Origin of the sequence: Mucilaginibacter sp. SG538B (assembly GCF_013376065.1) — a bacterium.
Taxonomy (GTDB): Bacteria; Bacteroidota; Bacteroidia; order Sphingobacteriales; family Sphingobacteriaceae; genus Mucilaginibacter; species Mucilaginibacter rubeus.
This window is the reverse complement of the sequence record NZ_JABMJI010000001.1, coordinates 1,877,319-1,892,232: the sequence shown is the minus strand read 5'-3', so window position 1 is coordinate 1,892,232 and position 14,914 is coordinate 1,877,319. Positions and strand designations below refer to the sequence as shown.

Genomic DNA, 14,914 nt, shown 5'->3' with positions numbered 1-14,914 from the left:
TGTGGAACTAAGCAGCCCGCCTTATGCCTGTAAACGCTAATTTAAGGTCCTTCATTGCCAATAAAGCACCCCCTACCCTGATCTGTAAACTGATAAAGTCATCTATCAGCGATAACCCGATCACAGCTCCCGGAACAACGATCAATTGTTCTATTTTGTTTATGAAATGAAGAATATCTTTATGCAGGTCATGTTGCTCAAGCATAGCGGAGTGCAGCCCTTCTTCCATATGCCTGGCCGGGCTTTTTTCGCCAGCCAGCAGTTTTGTTAAAAAGGCATGCTCATTATCCATGAAGGCCAGGTCTGCCAGCCATTGTTTACCAGTGAGGTAAATTTCCTGAAGTTCAAATTCCAGTTCGGTGTCTTCGATAAGTGCTTCCATCGTTTGAATATTTTATAGTACAAATATCGTTGCCGGATGAAATCTGATAAGGGTAAACAATCAAAAACAAAAATGATCTCCGTCATATTTAACTACGGGCTGAGCAGGATAGTGGGGATACAACCCTCGCTTAAAAACAACAACTATGAAAGTGCTGATTAGCAGCTTTGAATTAGCAAACAGAAAAGGGAGTATGTTGTGATACTCCCTTTAATTAATGCACCGGGTGTGGCGTATTTTTCTTTTTCAGCCAGAAACAATGCGCGGCGCATGCATGCAGTTTATAATTTTTGTGTGTCGTGCCAAGGTTATGTCCTGCGGGATCAAGGATTTCGCATTCTTCGGCGTCCTTATCCTTAACTTTAAGTACGGTTTCACCCTCATTATTAAAATAAAAACCGTCTTTCCTTGCTTTGCCCAATTTATTGCCCTTGGCATCGATCACGTTACCGTCCCGGTCGATAAAATAAACCTTGTTGCCCTGGGCATCTTTTACGATATCATCTTTGCTGATATACCCGAGCAGCGTACCGCCGTGATCATGGATTTCACCTTTTTTATTAATATGAATTTCGCTGGCAGGAACACTCTTAGGTTCTGTTTGCGCAAATGCAGGTACGCTATTCCATAATAGCGCAGCTGTAATAAACAAAATAGCTGTGATTAGTTTTTTCATGATTGTTTTTTTTTCCAAAGTACCGGCATTTAAAAAAGCAAATCATTGATCATCAGCATGTAAAAAAGTAATGGTTATCATTTATTGCAAGGATGGTTTATTCTATGTTTGGAAGGTGATCTATCCCAAAAAAACATAAAAAGAAAAAGAAATTCTATAAACAACACTTTACTAATTTGCTCATATTTGTACCGTGATGAAGAAACTGTTCGTAACTTTTTTAGCTGTGCTGTACCTCGGGGTTTCTTCGGGTGCAACATTGCATTATCAGTACTGCATGGGCAGGCTGGTCAAAGTTGCGTTGTGGCATGATGAGCAGGGCAAAAAATGCAATACTTGCGGTATGAACTACCATGGCAAGGCTGCAAAAAAATGCTGTACAGATAAACACCAGCAACTGAAATCGGAAAAGAGCAGCTCACTTACGTACAGCCAGATTGGCCTGGGCACAAGCCCCGCATTGTTGGTTATACCGCTTTTCGGGTTAGTGCCTTACAATTACCTGCCGCTGAAAATTAGTCATCCGGTTGGCCAGTCACCGCCGCTTGTCACTACCCTACCTGTTTTTTTACGCAACTGCACATTCCGCATTTGATTTTCCTTTTGCTTCAATCCGAAGCCCGGTAGCTTTTTTATGGCTACCCTGCAACCCTAAAACTTCTTTAATTCATAGTTTCCTGCTACGGCGGGAAATGATATTCATTACTTAATCATTTCTATATCATGAAAAAGATTCAAATTTTCGTTTTCGCCATCATCATGCTATTTGCTTTTAACCAGGTTAAAGCACAAAACACTTCATCCAAAGCGGATGTACTTTCGGCCTATTATGGCGTAAAAAACGCCCTGATCAGCGGCGACGCGTCTGCAACCAATGCCAAAGCCAAAATGTTGCTGGCTGCAATCAGTTCATTTCCGGTCGACAAGCTTTCAGCAGCTGATAAAACTAGCTGGACAAAATATGCGGATAAGTTGCAGTTCGATGCCCGCCATATTTCGGAAAGCGATGATATCACGCATCAGCGTGAACATTTTGCCAGCCTTTCAGAAAACATGTTCGCCACCGTACAGGCAATCAAACTGAACAATGCCCCTGTTTACCGCGACTATTGTCCGATGAAAAAATCATATTGGTTAAGTGAAACTGCCGCTATTCAAAATCCCTACTACGGCAATCAAATGTTAACCTGTGGCGCTGTAAAAGAAACTTTACCTGCAGCTAAGTAATTAAAGGGCCGGGGCATATACTCCGGCCTTATATTTTAATACTATGAAGAAGTTTATTTTATTGTTCCTTTTTTTGCTGCCTGTTGTCAGTTCCATTGCCCAACATTCGGGGATGAAAATGGAGTCTGCCGGTCAGAGCAAGCATCTTCCGTTTTTCACCAAGACAGGTAACCGGGAGATTTACCACTTATATATCAATGATACCACCGTTAACTATACCGGCAAACAGCGGCCGGCTATGGCTATAAATGGCAGTATCCCTGCACCCGAACTGGAATTTACCGAAGGCGATACTGCCGAGATCTATGTGCACAATGAAATGATGATGGAAACCTCTATCCACTGGCACGGGCTGATCCTGCCCAACCGGTATGACGGTGTTTCCTATCTAACTACCACGCCCATCAAGGCTGGTGAAACGCACCTATTCAAATTTCCGCTGGTGCAGCACGGAACCTACTGGTACCACTCCCATACGATGACGCAGGAACAAAGCGGGCTGTACGGGGCATTTATCATTCATAAAAAACAGCCATCCCCTTTAAAGGAATATACCCTGCTGCTAAGCGACTGGACCGATGAAAACCCGGAACAGGTACAGCGCCGGCTCCATAATGCCACAGACTGGTATGCCATCCGTAAAGGCAGTACCCAGAATTATTTGCAGGCGATACAAACCGGACATTTCAAAACAAAGCTGGCCAATGAATGGAAACGCATGACGGCTATGGATGTAAGCGATGTTTACTACGACCGTTTTTTCAGCAATGGCAAGGCCGAAAACCAAGCTCCCGAATTTAAAGCCGGCGACAAGGTGAAACTGCGGGTAATTAACGGAAGTTCTTCTACCTATTTCTGGCTTGGCTGGGCGGGCGGCAAACTAAAAGTTGTTGCCAATGACGGCGAAGATGTTCAGCCTGTTGAGGTGGACCGGATGATCGTAGGCGTTGCAGAAACGTATGACCTGATAGTTACTATCCCTGCCGATGGCAGTTATGAGTTCCTGGCGACACCCGAAGATCGCACCAAATATACATCGCTTTGGCTGGGCAGCGGTATCAAACATGCTGTTAAAAAGCTGCCCAAGCTGAAATACTTTGAGGGCATGAAAATGATGAATGATATGATGGATATGCAGGGTAACATGAAGGAAATGGAAGGAATGAAGATGACTACCCAGGTAATGGACATGAACACCGTGATGTATCCCGAACTTGACAAAGGCAAGCCGCCGATTACCCTGAACTATGGTATGCTGAAAGCCCTTCAACCGACAACGCTTCCAACCGACCCTACCAAAGTGTTCAATTTTGAATTAACCGGTAACATGAACCGCTATGTCTGGACGATCAACAACAAAACCGTTTCTGAATCTGACAAGATCCTGATTAAGCGGGGAGAAAATGTTCGTATCATTCTCTATAACAATACCATGATGCGTCATCCTATGCACCTTCACGGGCATTATTTCAGGGTATTAAGCGGACAGGGAGAATACTCGCCGCTGAAGAACACCCTGGATATTATGCCGATGGAAAGGGACACCATCGAATTCCGTGCCAGCGAAAGCGGCGACTGGTTTTTCCATTGTCATATCCTATACCATATGATGAGCGGTATGGGGCGGATCTTCAGTTACGAAAACTCGCCGCCTAACCCCGAAGTGCCTGACCCGGCAGCTGGATTTAAGAAAGTAGCTGCCGACGATCGTAAATACTATGCATCGGCCAAACTGGGGTTGGAAACAAACGGCAGCGATGGCAACGCGGCTTTAGCAAATACCCGCTGGAAATTTTCTACCATGTGGCACCTTGGAATAAACAATACCAAGGGATATGAGAGTGAAACGATGTTTGGAAGGTACTTTGGCCGTATGCAATGGCTGTATGCTTATGCAGGATTTGATTATCATTATAAAAAAACAAACGAACAGGAAAAAAACCTGTTCGGTCAGCTCAGCAATAAAAACAACCGGCATACGGTAGTTGCAGGTTTGGCCTACACTTTGCCATTACTGTTTGTGGCCGATGCCCGTATTGATGGCAATGGCAAACTCAGGTTTCAACTTGGCCGGGAGGATATTGCATTGACCAGCAGGCTCCGGTTTTCTATAACAGGCAATACCGATAAAGAATATAGCACCGGACTGCGCTATATCGTTAATAAGAATTTTTCTTTCTCCAGCCACTATGACAGTGATATGGGCTTAGGCGCCGGATTAACATTAACCTATTAGTAGTTATCAGTAAGTAAAGCTAATTAATACAAACGACTATGGAACATCAGCATCATGAACACCAGCACGAAATGCCTGAAATGAAAGGGCACCAGCATCCACAACATCAGGAAAGGAATGGTATGGGGCATGGAGACATGGGCCACGCCGGGCATGATCACGGAGCCATGATGGCTGATTTCCGTAAGCGTTTTTACGTAGTGCTGGCATTCACCCTACCTATATTGGCGCTATCGCCCATGATCCGACACTGGCTGCACCTGCAAATTGGTTTCCCGGGCGACCGGTATATACTTTTTGCGCTGTCGACGGCAGTTTTTCTTTATGGCGGCCGGCCTTTTCTGACCGGGTGGCTTTCGGAACTAAAGGCGAAAAACCCCGGAATGATGACCCTGATCGGTTTCGCCATATCCGTTGCTTACCTGTACAGTGCGGCTACCGTATTCGGGCTTAATGGCATGGATTTCTTTTGGGAACTGGACACGCTTATTCTCATTATGCTATTGGGACACTGGATCGAAATGAAATCGATAGCCGGCGCCTCGCGCGAGCTCGAATTGCTGGTCCAGCTCATGCCTTCAGCCGCGCACGTATTTAAAGGAGACATTACAGAGGACGTGAAAACGGAAAGCCTGAAAGAAAATGACCTGATCTTAATTAAACCAGGCGAAAAGGTACCCGCCGACGGTATGGTGGAAGATGGCGAGAGTTACCTGAATGAGTCCATGCTGACAGGGGAATCTGCCCCGGTGCAAAAAACAAAAGGCCAGCAAGTGATTGCCGGATCGGTGAACGGTAACGGTTCATTAAAAGTTCGTGTTACACATAGCGGTAAAGATTCCTATTTGTTCAAAGTCATCGATCTTGTCCGCGATGCGCAAAACGCTAAATCAAACACGCAGTTGTTAGCAGATAAAGCGGCCCGTTGGCTAACTATCATTGCGCTCTTAGCCGGTATAACTACATTCGTGGTATGGATTAGCCTGGGGCACGACCTGGCTTTTGCCATGGAGCGAATGGTGACCGTTATTGTGATCTGTTGCCCGCATGCGCTCGGCCTGGCTGTTCCCCTCGTGGTAGCTAAATCAACATCCTTATCGGCGCAACATGGCCTGTTGATCAAAAACAGGACTGCTTTTGAAAATGCACGAAAGATCACTTCTATTGTTTTTGATAAAACCGGCACCTTAACTAAAGGAAAATTTGAGGTATCCAGGACGGTGCTTACCGGAGGAGTATTGAAAAGCGAAGATGAATTACTTAGGCTGGCGGGGGCATTGGAAAGCAATTCAGAACATCCGATAGCCACAGGCATTTTAAGTGAAGTTAAAAAAAGAAAACTAACCCTTCCCGAAGTAACACAATTTAAAGCGATCACTGGTAAAGGCGTTGAAGCGGTTACAGAGCAAAAGCACATCAAAGTGGTCAGTCCCGGTTATCTGAAAGAAAATAGTATCGGCCTTCCGGCAAATTTCAAGGTGTCCAGTAACGAAACAGTGGTATTTGTATTGATCGATGAAAAACTTGCCGGGTTTGTTGCCCTTGGCGATGCCATCAGGGAGGAATCAAAGGGAGCGATAGCAACCCTCCACGAAAACGGTATCAAGTCGATACTCCTGACCGGCGATAATAAGCAGGTTGCCGAAAGTGTTAGCACACAGCTGAAAATGGATGGTTTTTTTGCCGAAGTACTGCCGCATGAAAAACTGGAAAAGATCAAAGAATTACAGCAACAGGGCGAGTTTGTAGCAATGACAGGTGATGGTGTAAACGACGCCCCCGCACTTGCACAGGCCGACGTTGGCATTGCTGTTGGCTCGGGCAGTGACATTGCTGCCGAAACCGCCGGCATTGTGCTGGTGAACAGCAATCCTAAAGACATCGTTAACCTGATCCTGTTTGGTAAAGCCACCTACCGTAAAATGACACAGAACCTGGCCTGGGCAACAGGTTACAATGTGATAACCCTGCCACTGGCAGCAGGCGTTCTGTACAACCAGGGTATTATGGTGAGCCCGGCAATTGGCGCGGTACTCATGACAGTGAGCACGGTAGTGGTGGCTATTAATGCCAGCCTGTTATCGATAGGAAACAAAAAATAGTTGGCAATTTGCAGTTAGGTGCCTGGCGTGAACCGGGCCAGCTCATAAATACCTAAAGACTTTTCGATACCGGCCACTTTCTCAACCATGTCTTCAAACCCGTTTTTGCCAAACAGTTTATGTTCGTTATTTTCAAATTCCTCACCCAGAGCGTCATATTCATGATGGGATACGATCTTGCGGAAGGCGGGGAATAAAATGGTATCCTCGCGCGTTTCATGCGGGCGGTACATCCTGTTGAAATTATTCAACAAGGTAATAAGCTGCTGTTTTTCCGTATCGGTCAGGTTTTGAGACTTAGTTAATTGCATGAGCTCATCCGTGACAGTACGCCCAGCCTTATGCTGCGCCAGCAACGTTTGTACAAGATCAGTTAACTGGTTGGCCTTTTGAAAACGTGGGAACAGGTAGTTTTCTTCCTGCTTTTCATGGTAATCCTCAACAAAGGTGCGAATAATGCCAGCCGAGTTTAACAATGCTTCCATCGGGAAACCCTGCTTATCTATTAGGAGGCCTTTGCAATGGTCATAAATGAGCAGCACCCGGTTCAGTAAACCGTGCTCCTGCATAAGATCCTCGGGTGGCGATACTTTTTGATCCTCCTCATCATCGTTGTCATTACAAGCTGATAACAATGTCAGCCCGGTTAGTGACCCAATGGCGGCTGTCTTAATAAAATCCCTGCGGTGTTGATTTGCGGTTTCCATAGCGAAGTCAGATAAGATGATGATCAATGACTAACAAAAATCGTACTGTATCAGGCAATACTGCAAAATATGTTTAGTAATAAAGGTACTATGATATTTTGAACGCTGGAAATCCTCTTTTTCTTATTCGCTATTTAATAATCTCTTTCATGCCCCGGTTATATTCAGGCAAAATTGATATTACTTCCGTTTATCCGATAACCTCAAACATCTGCCTTGGCTGTCTATTGTTATTTATATTAACGTTCGCTCAGGATTTAATATGTTGGTTGGTAAACCCGGGGGCGACATAAATTCATTTAAAGCCTCCAGGTAATGGCAGCCGGCTTTGTTAACGCCTTTTATTTTTCCCGCTGTTCCGTTTAATATTTGCTGTATTCTTTGTTCATCCGTGGAAGATACAAAGCCCGCAACGCAGCCGGCGGATTTAGATTGGCTTAAACAAATGGAGGTTAACTGTTTTTTAATGGCATTCACCACTATGCAGCTTTTTCGCAGTTCGCACCATTCAACAAACCTGTTGATGAAATGGTTGTTGATCTCTCGCGCGGCAATAACCTGACTTTGCCTTTTCTGAATAGTTTCACTGTTAACAAGCGAGAGTTCGTCAATATTAACCAGTTTAATGTGCGGTAATTTTGACGCTGCGGGTTCAACATTGTTGGGTATTGCCAAATCTATGATCAGTTTTTCACTGCAATATTCAAGATCAGCTTTAAAAATTACAGGCGTAGCGCAAGCTGTGGTTACAATAATAACATCTGCAAGAGAAATGAGCGTTGGCAAATCTGCTATATGGCCATAACTAACGTCCATTTCTTCGGCAAGCCGCTCTGCCTTATCAACAGTCCTGTTAACCAAAGTAATACGAACCTTTTGTCCCAGGTAATCTTTAATGTTTTTACATGTACGCTGCCCCATTTTACCTGCCCCTACAATCAAAATATTTGTCGCATCAGCATGATATTGCTTAATGGATTGCAGAGCTGCAAATGATACGGAAGTAGTTCCTTTGCTGAGGCCCGTTTGATTTTTGATCTGCTTTGAGGCTTGCAAAACAGTATTATATAGCTTTTCTAAAAAGGTATTGATAAAACCGCGGTCTTTCGCAAATCTTACAGCCTGTTTAAACTGCCCGATAATTTCATAGTCTCCAAGTATCTGTGAATCTAAACCAGCTGCAACGTTAAACATATGTTCAACCGCGCCAATGCCTTCCTTTTTATAGCAGTAACCCTTAAATTCTTTTATTTCGCCATTGGTAACACTGCATAACAGGTTAACCAGTTCATTTGGCGTATTGGTTACTCCGTAGATTTCGGTACGGTTACATGTCGACAAGATAAATAATGAGCTAACGCCATAATTACCGGCCTCTTTCAATATGGCTTCATATTGCTCGTTTGAAATTGCAAAACGGCCTCTAAGCCGGGCGTCCGATTTTTTATAATTAATTCCGACCGCGTAAAAATTTTCGATCCCAGTTATGCTGCTCTTATTATTCACGCTTTTAAAACTTTAAATTGTATAACAGGGAAATGACCGTTCGTTTACTGGCGGCATAGCTTACCTCAACTACTTTCATAACATTATTTTTATGAGGTAAAGTTGCGATGTTCGGCAGGTTAAAATAGTGACGGCCGTCACTTATACAATTGATTGTACACCCGAAACCGGTCCAATTGATTAATAAAGCAACATAAAAAACAATCACAGGTAAATATCCCTGTGATTGCGATGATGTACAACAGCCGGCAGATCGGGATGCATAACATGTATCACAACATCAACAGCCCAAGGGATACTGACACAAATGTGACGGCGATCATGCCCTTAACTGACCGGCAGCATTTTGTTTAAACAGTGATGAGCTTAGCTTTGGTCAATTAATATTCGCCGTTATGTTAGGAAAATTGGAACAACCGGAAATTGAAGCGTTGCTTAGCCGGCAGGTAATCGGCCGTTTAGGGTGTCATGCCCAGGGCACCACGTATATCGTACCCGTTAACTATGTATACAAGAACGGCGTAATCTATGCGCATTCCGGTCCGGGAAAGAAAATTGAAATGATGCGAAAAAACCCTAAAGTTTGTTTTGAAGTTGATGATATAAAAAACATCTTTAGCTGGAAAAGTGTCATAGCCTGGGGTACATTTGAAGAAATTACAGACATAGCGGAACAAGAGCAGACAATGCAGTTACTGATCCACCGGGTTATGCCACTGGTGGAACATGCTACAGACCATCCCTCCCATGGTATAACCGCAAATGAGTATGATATTGGCGACAAGATCGACCTGATCGTCTATAAGATCAGGATAGACAAAGTCACCGGCAGGTTTGAACATCATTGAGCTGCATAAATATAATCAACACGTTAATCTTTAGACTTTGTGCATTCTGCTTTTAGCTTTTATATAAAGTACGGCATTATAGGGTCAAAGGCTTTTGGAATGGGTGAAACCCGACCTAAAAAGAATGAGCCCGATAAAATACCGGGCTCATCACATGATTAATTAAGACTGTTGTCCAGATTTTGGCATGCGCTTCTTGACAGGCCGCCTCTGGCGTTTAAGATCCGGTTGCTATTTGTAATCCGGATTTTGTATAAGTACGCCTCCGCTCTTGTCAATTTCTGTTTGAGGCAGCGGCCAATGGTAAAATTTATCCTCAAAATGATAATTGATAAGGCTGGTTTTTACCGCGTTAAGTACCGGGCCGGCAATATGCCATCTTAACAGATCGTAGTGGCGCAAACCTTCGAAAGCGAGCTCCACACGGCGTTCGTGCCTTATCCGTTCACGCATCTGATCTTTGGTATACCCGGCCGGGTAAGCCGGCATATTTACCCGTGCGCGCAAATCGGCCATAGCTTTATAAACTGTTGCATCAGGGCCGGCAATTTCATTTTGAGCTTCTGCATACATCAGCATCACCTCACCTAAACGCAGTATAACCGCATCCTGCTGGCTAAGCGTTGAAAAGCCGTAAGGTATGTTATTAGGTTCGAGGAATTTTATAATCCCATAGCCTGTAGGCCTCAGATTTGAAGGATGGTGAACCTTGCCCGGACCAAAATATACTGAATCGGCATATACAGTTTTGGCCAACCTTGGGTCGCGGTTTTTGAACTGATTTTTTGTATCAGTTAATGGCGAGATACCATATGGTTGTCCGTCAGTACACTCGTAGGCATCTACCATATTTTGCATAGGCGCGCAGGCATCCCAGTCGCCGTAATACATGTCCCACGGAGCTGTATTGTTTGGCGCAAGGAAGTTAACCGAAAACATGATCTCGGTATTATTTTTCTGGGTTGCATCCCTGAAAATATCCTCAAAGTTGGTACTCAGTTTGTATTGTCCCATCAAGTCCAAACAAAGGTTTCGTACCTGGGTTAGCATGGCGGCATCAGGCGTGCCTGTGCTTCCAAATGCGGCAAATAATAAAATCCTTGCTTTAAATGCTTTTGCAGATGACGCGGCCACATGACCACCGTTGGCGTAATAAGCATTGGTGCTCAAATTAGCAATGCCGTAATCAAGATCGGCAGTAATTTGAGCAAGCACCTGTGCCGCAGGCACTTTAGGCTGCTTTTGATTACTCAAATCAAGTGGTTGTATAACCAACGGAACGTCGCCATAAATACTGTATAGCTGAAAGTAAAGAAAGGCACGGATAAACCTTACCTCGCCTTCATAAATTTTACGCTGGCTATCAGAAATATCAGCACCTTTATATGTGCCTAAGTTTTTGAGAAACAGGTTTACCCTTGTAATACCTATATAACTATCGTTATAAATGGCAGTTTCATAACCACCTGTAGTGGGGTTAAAATTGCCCTGTACAAAATCCTTGGCGGCACCCGAATTAAACTGATTGTATCCATTATCGGTAAAGCCATCTCTGAAGCCCATGCCATAAGAAAATTCTTCTTGTTGCAGGGAAGCATAAACCGCTGCCAAAGCCGCGTCAAAGTCTGCTTTCGTTTTATAGAAGGTTGAAGTGGCTATCTGATCGTTGGGGTTTAAATCAAGGGCCTTTTTACATGCGCCTAAAAACAGCGATGTAATTAATATGATGGTTAATATAATTCGATTTTTCATGTGGGCTAATTAAAAGGAAACGTTCAAACCAAAAGAGTAGATTTTATTTTGCGGGTACTGCACCTGGTCTCCGCTGCCATAACGCTCAGGATCAAGGCCTTTAAATTTGGTTATGGTTAACAGGTTATCGCCCGCGAAATAAACCCTTAACCGGTTAATACCCACTTTTTTGGTAAGCTGTGACGGCAGGGTATAACCAAACACCAGGTTTTTAAGCCTCAGATACGATGCGTCCTGCAAGAAATAAGATGACCTGCGGCCGATCTTATCAGGTGCGCTTTGCCCGAAATACAGACGCGGCATAGTGGTTGAAGGGTGCTCAGGCGTCCAGGCATTTAACCAATCGGTAGTTGGTGACGAACCTTGTACAAATGGTATAGTGCCCCAACCTGATACATAAGATTTAACACCGTAAACGCCCTGCATCATGGCTGATAAGTCAAAGCCTTTAAAGCTGGCCGACAAGTTAAACGAGTAGTTTAATTTTGGATAAACACCAGCAATAATTGTACGGTCATTTTGATCAATTTTACCATCGCCATTTACGTCTCTATATTTTAAATCGCCCGGTAAGGTAGAATCAGAAAACTGTTTGGGAGAATTAGCTACCTCTTGCGCCGACTGGAAGATACCGATAACCTGCAGCATGTAGAATGAGTTCCACGGTTGCCCGTTTTGGTTGATGGTATAATCTCCAATTTCTGTTTGACCAAATTTCACCAGTTTGTTACGGTTATGATCAACGTTTGCACCTACATTAAAGGCTAAGCCCCTTAAAGCGCCATCAGTTATTACATTATTGTACGATATACCAAGCTCAACACCCCTGTTATTTACCGATCCGTCATTAATGGTAGGTGCACTTAAGCCCACAGCTGCGGTAACCTGTGCCTGCCTCAAAATATCAGACGTTGTTTTATTATACCAATCGGCAGTTAAATTAAAGTTTTTGAAAATGGTAACGTCCAAACCAATATCGGTCATAGTAGTGGTTTCCCATTTAATGGCCGGATTGTTGAGGTTTTGCTGAGCTACGCCAGTTAAGAGTGTCGAATTATCAAAAGAATAATTGCCCGTAAAGTTCAATAAAGCCTGATATGGATAGTTGGCACCATAGCCGTTCATTACTATATTTTGATTACCCAGTTGTCCCCATGAACCTCTTAATTTGAAATTATCCAGCCAGGTTAAATTCATGGCTTTTACAAAAGGCTCTTCAGTAACCCTCCAGCCGGCTGAAAACGATGGGAATACACCCCATTTGTTTTTACCGGCGAATTTTGAACTTCCGTCATCACGAATGTTGCCCTCTAAAAGGTAACGCCCTTTATAGTCGTAATTTACACGACCGAAATAAGACATTAAGGCCCATTGGTTACTGGTTCCGTTTGCGTTTTGAATATCAGAACCACCTGCGTTTAACTCCTGCAGGTCCAGATCGGCAAAGTTTTTACGGTAACCTGATAAGTACTGATATTTACTTTGCTCAATGCTATAGCCAAATTGTGCTTTAATATTATGCCCATGAAAATTGTGCGCATAGTTCAGGTAACTGAACAGGTTGGTATAAACGGTTTGCTCGTCCTGATCTGTTAAACCTTTACCCAGGTCAAGAGATGTTGCCAGTTGATTAGTGCGGAAATTATACTCATCCAGCGTGGCTTTAAAGTCCTTGTACTTATCCATATTAAAGTTCACCGCGCCTTTGGTATACCAGGAAATGTCTTTAGTAAACTGCACTTCAAACCAGCCCTGGGCGTTTACAGCGTAATCATTGGTGATCCTTCTGAAGTTTTGATCAAGTACAGCTATCGGGTTTTTATTGTTATACTCAAAGTCATAAGCTTTGTAGGTGTACCGCCCGCTACCATCAGCTAAATATGGACCATAAGTAGGCGCCTGCGACATGGCCGAAAGGAAAAGATCCATCGAAGAACCATCCCACTGACTTGGTGATGAAGGATTACCGGCTACAGCACCCCTGGTGCCTGATTTTAACAATACGTTGGTACCAAATTTTATATGGTCATTGATCTTTGAAGTTAAGTTGATACGGCCGCTATATCGTTTATAATCGAAGCCTCTTTCAATACCATCCTGGTTAACATAGCCAAATGATACGTTATAAGTAGTTTTCTCTGTACCACCACTAAATGTGAGGTTATGGTTTTGTGTTACAGCTGTTCTGAATATGAGGCTTAACCAATCGGTGTTAGGATACCTTACTCTGTCTGTGGCATTACGGTACAGATCGATCTGGTCCTGCGGATAAAGTGAGTTAGGATCTGTTGTGCCGCTGTTGATGCGTGCCTGGTTAAACATCTCCATATATTGGGCAGAGTTGGTCACCAGTTTAAACATCTTGGTCGGGCTGTTGTACCCTAAGTTACCATCGTAAGTAACAGACATTTGTCCGGCCTTGCCTTGCTTGGTTGTTACAAGCACCACGCCGTTGGCAGCCCTTGAACCGTATATTGATGCAGATGCAGCGTCTTTCAAAACAGATACATTGTCGATATCGGTTGGGTTAAGATCGCTGAAGTTACCGGGAACACCATCTATCAATACCAACGGATCAGAACCGGCGCCACTGAATGTGCTGTTACCGCGGATCCGGATAGATACAGCCTCATTTCCAGGCTCGCCTGAGCCTGTGTTGATCTGCACACCTGGTGCAAGACCTTCAAGCATAGATGCAGTGTTAACAACAGGGCGTTTATTCAACGTCTCGCCGGATACCGATGATACAGCACCTGTAAGGTTTGCTTTCTTTTGCGTACCATAACCAACCACTACAATTTCGTTTAGTGCCGATGTTTGCTCTTTAAGCGTTACATCAATTTTGGTTTGATTGCCTACAGGTACCTCCCGGGTAACAAAACCCACAAAGCTGAATACCAACACTGCGCTATTGTCATTCACAGTAACAGTATAATTGCCATCAATATTGGTCTGTACACCCGTGTTGGTACCTTTAACCTTTACTGTAACACCCGGTAAAGACATGCCTTTCTGATCTTTTACCGTACCGGTAATCGTTATTACCTGTGCCGGTTTCTTTTCGGCGGGTTTGGGGGTAACTACAATAGTAGTGTTATTAATTACATAACTAAAAGGCTGGTCGCGGAAACATTGCTGCAATGCTTCTTCCAATCCCGCATCTTTAAGGTCGACGTTTACAGGAAGTGCCTTTTTTAACATTTTGGAATTGTAGAGTACGCTATATCCGCTTTGCCTGTGGATGTCTTTAAGCGTTTCAACAAGCGAAGCGTTATTTTTACTAAGACTTATCCTTTGCGCAAACGTGGTTGAGGCACTTACCTGAAGTATCGAAACCAGACACAAAAAGAACGACAATTTCATGATCAGAAATATTTTTGATACGGCACGGGGTATCTGCCCGCGCTTTAATGCAGTAGAATTTTTGTACATTTGAATGTTAGGTTAAATAACTGGTTGTGAGAAAAAATGATCGTTA

General features: G+C 43.8%; 12 protein-coding genes. 6 read left to right on the top strand and 6 right to left on the bottom strand.

The genetic code is table 11. The features are described from left to right. Positions 1-7: 7 nt before the first annotated feature. The gene (locus FHW88_RS07645) at positions 8-382 is read right to left on the bottom strand and encodes a hypothetical protein (RefSeq protein WP_090525198.1); all 375 of its coding nucleotides are present in this window, start codon (positions 380-382) and stop codon (positions 8-10) included. Positions 383-418: 36 nt separating this feature from the next. Between FHW88_RS07645 and FHW88_RS30140 the strand changes: the two genes are divergently transcribed. Further along, the gene (locus FHW88_RS30140; protein WP_255485223.1) at positions 419-544 is read left to right on the top strand and encodes a hypothetical protein; all 126 of its coding nucleotides are present in this window, start codon (positions 419-421) and stop codon (positions 542-544) included. A gap of 52 nt (positions 545-596) precedes the next feature. Here FHW88_RS30140 and FHW88_RS07640 read toward each other — a convergent pair whose 3' ends face one another. Then, a complete protein-coding gene (locus FHW88_RS07640) occupies positions 597-1,058 on the bottom strand; it encodes a DUF3659 domain-containing protein (protein WP_139159926.1) in 462 nt (153 codons plus the stop codon). 196 nt (positions 1,059-1,254) lie between these two features. On the opposite strand from FHW88_RS07640, the gene FHW88_RS07635 reads away from it, so the two are divergent. The 4 genes from FHW88_RS07635 to FHW88_RS07620 all read left to right on the top strand — a co-directional run bounded on the left by FHW88_RS07635 (position 1,255) and on the right by FHW88_RS07620 (position 6,623). Further along, a complete protein-coding gene (locus FHW88_RS07635) occupies positions 1,255-1,653 on the top strand; it encodes an HYC_CC_PP family protein (protein ID WP_090525192.1) in 399 nt (132 codons plus the stop codon). A 128-nt stretch (positions 1,654-1,781) separates the two neighbouring features. Next, the gene (locus FHW88_RS07630) at positions 1,782-2,285 is read left to right on the top strand and encodes a DUF3347 domain-containing protein (protein WP_090525190.1); all 504 of its coding nucleotides are present in this window, start codon (positions 1,782-1,784) and stop codon (positions 2,283-2,285) included. Between the two features lie 43 nt (positions 2,286-2,328). Beyond that, on the top strand, positions 2,329-4,521 hold the full coding sequence (locus FHW88_RS07625) for a multicopper oxidase domain-containing protein (protein ID WP_255485222.1): 2,193 nt from the start codon (positions 2,329-2,331) through the stop codon (positions 4,519-4,521). Positions 4,522-4,559: 38 nt separating this feature from the next. Then, positions 4,560-6,623 carry a copper-translocating P-type ATPase gene (locus FHW88_RS07620; protein ID WP_176624363.1) on the top strand — a complete coding sequence of 688 codons (2,064 nt, stop codon included), beginning with the start codon at positions 4,560-4,562 and terminating at the stop codon, positions 6,621-6,623. A 14-nt stretch (positions 6,624-6,637) separates the two neighbouring features. On the opposite strand, the gene FHW88_RS07615 is transcribed toward FHW88_RS07620, so the two are convergent. Beyond that, positions 6,638-7,330: a hemerythrin domain-containing protein gene (locus tag FHW88_RS07615; protein ID WP_176624361.1), complete on the bottom strand. Its 693-nt coding sequence runs from the start codon at positions 7,328-7,330 to the stop codon at positions 6,638-6,640. 234 nt (positions 7,331-7,564) lie between these two features. After that, positions 7,565-8,836 carry a glutamyl-tRNA reductase gene (hemA, locus tag FHW88_RS07610; protein ID WP_176624358.1) on the bottom strand — a complete coding sequence of 424 codons (1,272 nt, stop codon included), beginning with the start codon at positions 8,834-8,836 and terminating at the stop codon, positions 7,565-7,567. 395 nt (positions 8,837-9,231) lie between these two features. On the opposite strand from hemA, the gene FHW88_RS07605 reads away from it, so the two are divergent. Further along, entirely contained in the window at positions 9,232-9,684 is a 453-nt protein-coding gene (locus tag FHW88_RS07605) for a pyridoxamine 5'-phosphate oxidase family protein (RefSeq protein ID WP_090525181.1), read from the top strand. A 231-nt stretch (positions 9,685-9,915) separates the two neighbouring features. Here FHW88_RS07605 and FHW88_RS07600 read toward each other — a convergent pair whose 3' ends face one another. Both FHW88_RS07600 and FHW88_RS07595 read right to left on the bottom strand, forming a co-directional pair. Next, positions 9,916-11,436: a RagB/SusD family nutrient uptake outer membrane protein gene (locus tag FHW88_RS07600; RefSeq protein WP_176624356.1), complete on the bottom strand. Its 1,521-nt coding sequence runs from the start codon at positions 11,434-11,436 to the stop codon at positions 9,916-9,918. Between the two features lie 9 nt (positions 11,437-11,445). Then, entirely contained in the window at positions 11,446-14,868 is a 3,423-nt protein-coding gene (locus tag FHW88_RS07595; RefSeq protein WP_176624354.1) for a TonB-dependent receptor, read from the bottom strand. Positions 14,869-14,914: the final 46 nt, after the last annotated feature.